At 67.9% G+C, this 703-nt stretch carries 1 protein-coding gene; it reads right to left on the bottom strand.

The window, feature by feature from the left end; all coding sequences use genetic code 11:
* Nucleotides 1–703, bottom strand: a 703-nt coding sequence (locus tag EN925_RS38390; protein WP_164894803.1) for an ABC transporter ATP-binding protein, incomplete at both ends; no start/stop codon positions are given.

The following is a 703-nucleotide window of genomic DNA, read 5'->3' as shown; positions in this document are numbered from 1 at the left end:
GTGCATGGCCATGGCTGGCATAGGTCTTGTTCAGCCCGGTGACGCGCAGCACCGGCGCTGCCGCCGCCCTTGGTACAGGCGCCACATCGCTCGGCGTCGCGCGCGGCAGCGCCTGCGCCTTGTCGTGATGAAAGCAGCGCGACAGCCGGCCGCCCAGATCGTAGAGTGGTGGCAATTCGCTGCGGCAGCGGTCGTCGGCGAGCGCGCAGCGATCGGCGAAGGCGCAGCCCTTGATGTCGACCCCGATGCCGGGCAGGAAGCCGGGAATGGTGTCGAGGCGGCCCTGGTCCTTGCGCTGGCCCCCGCGCGGCAGGCAGCGCAGCAAGGCTACGGTGTAGGGATGGCGCGGGTCGTTGAAGACGACCTCCGTCGGTCCTTCCTCGACCAGCATGCCGGCATAGAGCACGCCGACGCGGTCGCACATGTTGGAGACGACGGCGAGGTTGTGGCTGATAAACAGGATCGAGGCCGACAGTTCTTGCCGCAGCTGTGCGATCAGGTCGAGCACTTCGGCCTCTACCGTCGCATCGAGGCCGGTGGTCGGCTCGTCGAGGATCAGCATCGAGGGATCGTTGGCCAGCGCCATGGCAATCGCCACGCGTTGCTGCATGCCGCCGGAAAGCTGGTGCGGGTAGCGCTGCATGACGCTGACGGGGTCGGAGATGCGCACGCGGTTCAGCATCGCAATCGCCCGGTCGGTGGC

It is taken from the genome of Mesorhizobium sp. M7A.F.Ca.US.006.04.2.1, assembly GCF_004022915.1.
Lineage (GTDB): Bacteria > Pseudomonadota > Alphaproteobacteria > Rhizobiales > Rhizobiaceae > Mesorhizobium > Mesorhizobium ciceri.
Note: the sequence above shows the minus strand (reverse complement) of the source record. Positions and strands in the feature narration are given on the sequence as shown.